The organism is Rhizobacter sp. P3_B12 (assembly GCF_056402895.1).
On the sequence record NZ_JBFUGN010000193.1, the window covers coordinates 1 to 8,263 of the forward strand.

7 protein-coding genes and 2 pseudogenes are annotated in these 8,263 nt (G+C 70.2%); 8 read left to right on the forward strand and 1 reads right to left on the reverse strand.

What is annotated here, in order from left to right:
* The 5 genes and pseudogenes from AC1D01_RS12905 to AC1D01_RS38400 form a co-directional block, all read left to right on the forward strand.
* A partial coding sequence (locus AC1D01_RS12905) for a rhodanese-like domain-containing protein (RefSeq protein ID WP_477866753.1) occupies positions 1 to 649 on the forward strand: 649 nt, incomplete at its 5' end.
* A complete protein-coding gene (locus AC1D01_RS12910; protein WP_477866755.1) occupies positions 637 to 1,509 on the forward strand; it encodes a transglutaminase-like domain-containing protein in 873 nt (290 codons plus the stop codon). The genes AC1D01_RS12905 and AC1D01_RS12910, both read left to right, overlap by 13 nt.
* 90 nt (positions 1,510 to 1,599) lie before the next feature.
* Entirely contained in the window at positions 1,600 to 2,706 is a 1,107-nt protein-coding gene (locus AC1D01_RS12915; protein WP_477866757.1) for a beta/gamma crystallin-related protein, read from the forward strand.
* 202 nt (positions 2,707 to 2,908) lie between these two features.
* Positions 2,909 to 3,262: pseudogene (locus AC1D01_RS12920) on the forward strand (hypothetical protein); the annotation flags it as partial.
* A gap of 513 nt (positions 3,263 to 3,775) precedes the next feature.
* Positions 3,776 to 4,888, forward strand: coding sequence for a hypothetical protein (locus AC1D01_RS38400; protein WP_489740490.1), 1,113 nt, complete (start codon positions 3,776 to 3,778; stop codon positions 4,886 to 4,888).
* Between the two features lie 13 nt (positions 4,889 to 4,901).
* On the opposite strand, the gene AC1D01_RS12925 is transcribed toward AC1D01_RS38400, so the two are convergent.
* Complete coding sequence (locus AC1D01_RS12925) at positions 4,902 to 5,792, reverse strand: alpha/beta fold hydrolase (RefSeq protein WP_477866759.1); 891 nt, start codon at positions 5,790 to 5,792, stop codon at positions 4,902 to 4,904.
* Positions 5,793 to 5,937: 145 nt separating this feature from the next.
* Between AC1D01_RS12925 and AC1D01_RS12930 the strand changes: the two genes are divergently transcribed.
* From AC1D01_RS12930 to AC1D01_RS12940, 3 genes and pseudogenes are all read left to right on the forward strand, one after another.
* Complete coding sequence (locus AC1D01_RS12930; RefSeq protein ID WP_477866761.1) at positions 5,938 to 7,101, forward strand: aminotransferase class V-fold PLP-dependent enzyme; 1,164 nt, start codon at positions 5,938 to 5,940, stop codon at positions 7,099 to 7,101.
* Positions 7,098 to 7,712, forward strand: coding sequence for a YdeI/OmpD-associated family protein (locus AC1D01_RS12935; protein WP_477866763.1), 615 nt, complete (start codon positions 7,098 to 7,100; stop codon positions 7,710 to 7,712). Before AC1D01_RS12930 ends, AC1D01_RS12935 begins: the two co-directional genes overlap by 4 nt.
* A gap of 179 nt (positions 7,713 to 7,891) precedes the next feature.
* Positions 7,892 to 8,263: pseudogene (locus tag AC1D01_RS12940) on the forward strand (serine/threonine protein kinase); the annotation flags it as partial.

Below are 8,263 nucleotides of genomic sequence, written 5' to 3' on the forward strand. Positions count from 1 at the left end.
GGTCGACGTGCGCAGCGCTCCCGAGCGCGAGCTGGCGACCATCGACGGCGCGCTGCAGGTGTCAGCCGCCGAAGTGGCCCGCAAGCCCTTCCTGAAAGACAAGACGCTGGTGCTGCTGGGCAACGGCAAGGCCGAGCGCGAGCTCTACGCCGCGTGTTCGACCCTCAAGGCTGCCGGCTTCCGCGACGTGCGCGTGCTGCAGGGCGGCATGCCGGCCTGGCTGGGCTCCGGGCGGCCGGTGCTGTCACGCCATGCGCTGGCCAACGAGGTGCCCCGGCTCAGCGCGCCGGAACTGTGGCTGGAGAGCCATTTCGACGCCAACCTGGTGCTGGTGATGCCGGGCGAGGCGCGCGTGCAGGCCGCGCTGCCGCAGGCGCGGGTGATCGGCAACGCGGGGCTGCCGGCCCTCCAGGCGGCGCTGGCGGCGCAGCGCAAGGCGACGAAGAACCGCGCCATCGCGGCCGTCGTGCTGGTGGTGCCACCGGAGCTGCCGGCCGCGGACCTGCTGGCCTTGCGCAGCGCGCTGGCGCCGTTGCCGCTGCTGGTCTATTCCGACGGGGCCGATGCGTACGCGAAGCAGATGAAGCAGCAGCAGCAGGTGTGGACGGCGCAGGCGCGCGGGCCGAAGCAACCGGCATGCGGGCTGTGAGGGCGTCGCGCCGGGCTGTGCTGTGCCGGGGGGCGGCGTGGATGGCCGCCGGGTTGTCGATGCGCGCTGCCGGCGCCGAGGCGGGGCTCGAGCGCCAGCTGCGCTTCTCGATCACGCTGACCAACCCGACGGGCGAGACGCTGCAGGACCAGGTGCTGTGGCTGTATGCGCCGCTGGTCGACGGCCCGGCGCAGAAGCTGCTGCGCGTGAACTGCGCGCTGCCGCACGAGCTGAACCCCGACCCGCTCGGTCAGGCGGTGCTGAAGCTGCCGCTGCCGCCGATGGCGCCCTGGGGCACCAAGGTGGTGGCGCTGGGCTTCGATGTCGCGATGCGCCGCTCGCCGCTGCCATCGTCGCTGGACGACCCGCGCCCCTGGTTGAAACCGGAACGCTACATCGAGGCCGACGATGCGCGCATCCGCGAGGCCGCCGCCGCGCTGAAGCGCAGCACCGCGATGGAGACGGCGCAGGCGATCTACGAATCGGTGCGCACCCGCCTGCAATACGCCGGCTACGTCGCCGACGACCTGGGCGCGCTGCAGGCCTTGCGCCAGGGGCGCGGCGATTGCACCGAGTACGCCTTCCTCGCGGTGGCGCTGGCGCGCGCGAACGGCATTCCGGCGCGCATGGTGGGCGGCTACGTCACCGAAGGCAGTGCCGCGCCGCGCGCCGAGGAGTATCACAACTGGGCCGAGTTGCACCTGGACGGCGCCTGGCGCCTGCTCGATGCGCAGAAGGAGCACTGGCTCACACCGGTCGAGCAGTACGTGGCATTCCGCCTGTACCGCGACGAGGCCCTCAACCCGGTCGGCCTCGCACACCGATTCCGGATGGACGGCCGTTTGCGTGTCCGGATGTAAAGCAGGGGAGGCGCGCCAGGCGGTGGTCGTCGGATGTCGTGCTGGCCGCGTTGTGAGCACCACATGCCGACCACCAAGGACGAAATCTCCATGAAAGCTGTCTTGAAGCTCTTCTTCGCACTGTGTGCGCTTGCCGGTGCCGGTGCCGCGTCGGCCGAGGCCACCTTCTACGAACACGACAACTTCGGCGGGCGCAGCTTCGCCGCCCGCGACCCGTTGTCCGATTTCCGCAGCTTCGGCTTCAACGACCGCGCCTCGTCGATCGTCGTGCGCGGCGAACCCTGGGAGGTCTGCGAGCACATCGAGTTCGGCGGGCAGTGCTTCATCCTGCGCCCCGGCAGCTACCCGTCGCTCGGCTCGATGCGCATGAACGACAAGCTGTCGTCGGCCCGGCCGGTCGATCGCGACCGCCGCCATGACGAAGGCCGCTACGCGCCGCAGCCGATGGACGGGCAGATCACCTTCTTCGAGCGCGAGGGCTTCCAGGGCCGCGCGTTCAGCACCGAGCGCGACGTCGTCAACTTCGACCGCTTCGGCTTCAACGACCGCGCGTCGTCGGTGATCGTGCTCGGCGAGCGCTGGGAGGCCTGCGAACACGCCGACTTCAGCGGGCGCTGCGTGATCCTGCGCCCGGGCCGCTACCCCGACCTGCGCTCGATGGGCCTGAACGACCGGCTGTCGTCGGTGCGCGCGCTGCACCCCGCGGCACGCTATGACGAAGGCCGCTACGCGCCGCCGCCGGCCCCGGTCTACGACTGGCGCCGCCGCCCGCAGGAACGCATCTTCGAAGCGCCGGTGACGGCGGTGCATGCGATCTATGCCGCACCCACGCAGCGCTGCTGGATCGAGCGCGAGCAGGTCGTGAAGAACGAGCGCGGCGACCCGAACGTCGGCGGCGCGGTGATCGGCGGGATCGTCGGCGGCATCCTCGGCCACCAGGTCGGCAGCGGCTCGGGCCGCGACGTCGCGACCGTCGGCGGCGCGGTGGCCGGTGCGGTGATCGGCGCCAATGTCGGCCGTGATGGCCGCACCGTCTCCACGCAGGACGTGCAGCGTTGCGCCGCCGTGCCGGCGCAGGGCCGCCCCGAGTACTGGGACGTGGCCTACCAGTTCCGCGGCGTCGAGCACCACGTGCAGATGACCGCGCCGCCGGGGCGCACCGTGGTCGTCAACGAGAACGGCGAACCGCGTCTCTGAGTTCCGTTCCTGAGCCGGCAATGGCTGCTTACACGATGGACGCGCTGCGCGCGTGGCCATCGTGGCGCGGCATGCGATCCATCGCGCGCCGGGGGTGATCACGCACGAATCGTCAGATCTTCTGCGGCAGACCGGTTCGTGACAAAGGCACGCTTTCTGCGTCATCGAACGAAACCGTTCTGTGTAACAGGAAGAGAGCTCCATGCATCCCGACGATTCCAACCGCCCGAGCACCGCCTCGCGTGCCGCGCTTCTTGCGGCGATGTTCGCGTCAGCGGTGGCCGTCGCCGCCTGCGGTGGCGGCAAGGACGATGCGCCGGCCGGCAGCCCGCCGAGTTCGTCGACGCCTTCGCCGGCGCCCGCACCCGCACCGTCGCCTGCACCGAGTCCGAGCCCGGCTCCCTCGCCGAGTCCCGCACCCGCACCCGCACCCGCACCCGCACCCGCACCCGCACCGACCCCCTCTCCGGCCCCTGCGCCGAGCCCTGCCCCCAGCCCGTCCCCCGCGCCCGCACCGGGCCCGGTGCCCGACACCGGCGCGACGCCCGACCTCGGCCCGAACGTGCTGGTGTTCGATCCGTCGACGCCGCAGGCCACGTTGCAGGCCCAGGTCGATGCCGTGTTCGCGACGCAGCAGACCAACCAGTTCGGCACCGAGCGCTATGCGCTCGCGTTCAAGCCGGGCGCCTACCGGGTCAACATCAACGTCGGCTTCTACACGCAGGTGCTGGGCCTGGGCGCCTCGCCTGACGATGTGACGATCAACGGCCGCACGCAGGTCGATGCGGCGTGGTTCAACGGCAATGCGACGCAGAACTTCTGGCGCGGTGCCGAGAACCTGTCGGTCGCGCCGCAGAACGGTGAATCGCTGCTGTGGGCGGTGGCGCAGGCTGCGCCGTTCCGCCGCATGCACGTCAAGGGCAGCATGACGCTCGACCCCGGCGGCGGCTGGTCCAGCGGCGGCTTCATCGCCGACAGCAAGATCGACGGCAACACCGGTTCGGGCAGCCAGCAGCAATGGATGTCGCGCAACGCGGCCTTCGGCAGCTGGAGCGGCGGCGTGTGGAACATGGTGTTCGTCGGCAGCGACAACGCGCCCGCCGGCAACGCCTGGCCCGGCACGCCGCACACCACCGTGGCGCAGACGCCGTCGGTGCGCGAGAAGCCGTTCCTCACGGTCGGCACCGACGGGCGCTACGCCGTCGTCGTGCCGTCGGTGCGCAGCAACAGCCATGGCGTGAGCTGGCTGAACAACAACGCGCCGCCGAGCCAGTCGATCCCGATCGCCGATTTCTACGTCGCCAAGCCCGCCGACAGCACCGCCACGCTCAACGCGGCGCTGGCCGGCGGCAAGCACCTGCTGTTCACGCCGGGCGTCTACCACCTGAAGGAGACGCTGAAGGTCACGAAGGCGAACACCGTGGTGCTGGGGCTGGGTCTCGCGACGCTGATCCCGGATGGCGGCATCACCGCGATGCAGGTGGCCGATGTCGACGGCGTGAAGATCGCCGGCCTGCTGTTCGATGCCGGCACGACGAACTCGCCGTCGCTGCTGGAGGTGGGCAGCACCAACGGCACGGCCGACCACTCGGCCAACCCGAGCTCGCTGCACGACCTGTTCTTCCGCGTCGGCGGTGCCGGGCCGGGCAAGGCCGACACCAGCCTGGTGATCAACAGCCGGCAGGTGCTGGGCGACCACTTCTGGATCTGGCGCGCCGACCACGGCGAAGGCGTGGGCTGGACCGTCAACACGACGCGCAACGGGCTGATCGTCAACGGTGCCGACGTGACGCTGTACGGGCTGTTCGTCGAGCACTTCCACGAGTACCAGACGCTGTGGAACGGCAACGGCGGCAAGCTCTTCTTCTACCAGAGCGAGATCCCGTACGACGTGCCGAACCAGGCCGCGTGGATGAACGGCACGGCCAACGGCTATGCGTCGTACAAGCTGGGCAGCCAGGTGACGAACCACCTGGCGACCGGGCTCGGCATCTACTGCTTCTTCCAGACCAACCCGCAGGTCAAGCTGGGCAGCGCGATCGAGGCGCCGACGGCGGCCGGCGTGCATTTCACGCGCATGGCCACCGTGTCGCTGGGCGGCAAGGGCGAGATCACGCACGTGATCAACGACCGCGGGCCGACGGTGAAGGATGGGGCGAACAACGGGTACCTGGCGCAATAGGGTGGCGCTTCGGTCAATGCGCTGGGGGTGCTGAGGAAGTGCGCCTGATGAAGTCGAGCATCAGTGGCACCGCTGCAGCCGCATGCGTCTCCAGCAGCAGGTGACCGGCGTCGAGGATGTGGGCTTCCATCCTCGGCAGCGCGCGCATCCAGGACAGCACCTCGGCGAGATCGAAATAGATGTCGTGCCTTCCCCAGACCATCAGGGCCGGTGGCTGCCAGCGCTCGAGATGCCTGGCGATGGCCCGGAAGCGGGAGGCGTAGTTCCCATAGTCCGCAATCAGCGCTCGCTGCGTCTCCATGTGACCCGGCAGATTCAGGGCCCGCCAGTCCTCTTCCCAGTGTTCGAAGGGGATCCGCTCGGCCACCTCCGATGGGACGCCTGAGATGTACGTATCGCGCGTGCCCTCAAGGGTGAGATGCGCGGTAGCCGCCGCCTCGTTGTCCGCGTTCGGGTGCGACCAGAAGGCCCGTGTCGCGGCCCATCCCGGCCCCCACCCCGTTCGATGCGCGTTGGCGTTCTGGACGATGAGGCCCAGGACCCGCTCGGGCGCCTGCATTGCGACCTGCAGGCCCACCGGGGTTCCCCAGTCATGCAGGTAGATGAATCGCGGCCCGATCGAGAGTTGGTCCAACAGGTCGCAGATCGCCTGACCGATGGCCGGGAACGACACCGCCGGCAGCGCATCGGACTCGCCGCAGCCGGGCAGGTCGGGCGCGATGACGAAAGCGGCCCGCGCCAGCTCGGGCAGGACCTCCAGGAACATCCGCGATGAATTCGGAGTCCCGTGCAACAGCAGCACGCAGGGCCCGGACGCGTCGCCTGCCGTGATGAACGACAGTTCGGTGCCGCCGGACAGGCGAAGTCGTCGTCGGGGCGCTGGCGCCATGAGATGTTCCTCCACGTCGATCTCCCGTGAGCGTCGAATGCACGCGCCGTTGCGCGGCAAAGGGCGTGCCCACGCGATCCGGCCGCCACGCTTGCGTCAGAATCCTCGCCTGGCCGCACGATGGCCAGGGAGGACCGACACAGTGCGCTTCGGACGACACATGCTCGAACACTGGTGGCTCGACCCCGATGCCACCTACCTGAACCACGGCACCGTCGGCGTCACGCCGCGCCGCGTGCTCGATGCGCAGCAGCGCCTGCGCGAGCAGATCGAGCGCCACCCGGCGCGCTTCCTGCTGCGCGAGCTGATGAGCCTCGCGCCGCAAGCCCCCGCCCAGCCCACCCGGGTGCGTGCTGCCGCAGCGCGCGTCGCGGCCTTCGTCGGCGCGACGGGGGACGACCTCGTCTTCGTCGACAACGCGAGCGCCGGCGTCAATGCGGTGCTGCGCTCGCTGCAGTTGCAGGCCGGCGACGAGATCGTGCTGTTCGACCACGCGTACGGCGCGGTGTCGCGCACCGCCGCGTTCGTCGCGCGCGAGCACGGCGCGCGTGTCGTCACGCTCGCGCTGCCGTTCCCGCTGTCCGACGAAACGCTGCCGCAGCGCCTGCTCGAGCCGGTGCTGAATGCGCGCACGCGGCTCGTGATCCTCGACCACGTCACGTCGGAGACGGCGCTCGTGCTGCCGCTTGCGCAGCTGGCGGCGCTGTGCCGTGCGCACCGCGTGCCGGTGCTGGCCGACGGTGCCCATGCACCCGGTGCGATCCCGCTCGACATCCCGTCGCTCGGCGTCGACTGGTATGTCGCGAACCTGCACAAGTGGGCCTTCGCGCCGCGCGCGTGCGGGCTGTTGTGGGCCGCGCCTGATCGGCGCGAGGGCCTGCACCCGCCCGTCATCTCGTGGGGCCTGGACGTCGGCTGGCACCAGGAATTCGACTGGACCGGCACGCGCGACCCGACGCCGTATCTGTGTGCCCCTGACGGTATCGATTTCATCACCGGCTTCCTCGGCGAGGCGGCGATGCACGACTACAAGCACGCGCTGGCACGCCGCGCGGCGCAGCGCCTGGCCGCGCTGTGGGGCCAGCCGTGGGCGACGCCCGACGCGATGGTCGGCTGCATGGTCACGCTGCCGCTGCCGGCGCGGCTGGCGCATGGCGACGCGGCAGCGGCGCTGCGGCTGAAGGACTGGCTGCTGGACGAGCGGCGCATCGAGGCGCCGGTGATCTCGCGCGGCGATCGGCTGTTCGTGCGGGTGTCGGCCCAGGTCTACAACGACGATGACGACATCGAGCGCCTCGCGCACGCCGTCGCGGAACTGCCATGAACAAGTCGATCGGCAAGTCGACCGACCAGCCGAAGGCGGCGCCCGAAGACGGCGCCCGCCGCTTCGCGACCGCCCGCAGCTGGGAGACCTGGCTGGGCAAGCACCACGAAACCTCCGACGGGCTGTGGCTGCTGATCTCGCGCCCGGGCGCCGAGAAGGGCTCGGTCAGCTACCCCGAGGCGCTCGAGGTCGCGCTGTGCCACGGCTGGATCGACGGGCAGAAGAAGGGCCTGGACGAACACCACTGGCTGCAGCGCTTCACGCCGCGGCGCGCGCGCAGCATCTGGTCGAAGGTCAACTGCGAGAAGGTCGCGGCGCTGACCGAACAGGGCCGCATGCAGCCGGCCGGCCAGCGCGAGATCGATCGCGCCAAGGCCGACGGCCGCTGGGAGCAGGCCTACGACTCGATGCGCACCATCACGACGCCGCCCGACCTGCAGGCCGCATTCGATGCCCAGYCGGCCGCCGCCGCCTTCTTCAAGACGCTGAACAGCGCCAACCGCTATGCGGTGCTGTGGCGCGTGCAGACCGCGAAGAAGCCCGAGACCCGCGAGCGCCGCATCGCGACGCTGGTGGCCATGCTGGCCCGCCATGAAAAACTGCACCCCTGATACACGGCGCGCGACGCGCTGTCATCCTCCAACGTTGGTAACACGTCGATGGGATCGGGTTACCTGTCGTGACTTTTCTCACGGGGTCCCCCGATGTATGACAACGGCTTGCCGGGCGCCCCATCCCCTCGGATCAAATGAGTGCCCACCGCCGGATTCGCAGCGATGACCTTCCGACCATGACGACGCCTCGCGCCCCCCAGAAACCCGACTTCGGTCCGACCACGCAGTTCGACACCGTGCCGGCCAGCGATGTGCTGCTGGCGGGTGCGCGCGTCGGCGGGTTCCGCATCGTCGAGCTGATCGGCCGCGGCGATTCGGGCGTCGTGTACCTGGCGCTGGACTCGTCGCTGCAGCGGCAGGTCGCGATCAAGGAATATTTCCCGACGGCGCTCGCGCAGCGCGAGGATGGCCGGCAGGTGGTGCCGCGGCGCAGCGGCGATGCCGCGGCGCTGGAGGCTGGCCGCCGCGAGTTCGTGCAGCGCGCCAAGCTGTTCGCCCGCTTCGAGCACTCGGCGCTGATCCGCGTGCAGAGCCACTGGGAAGAGAAC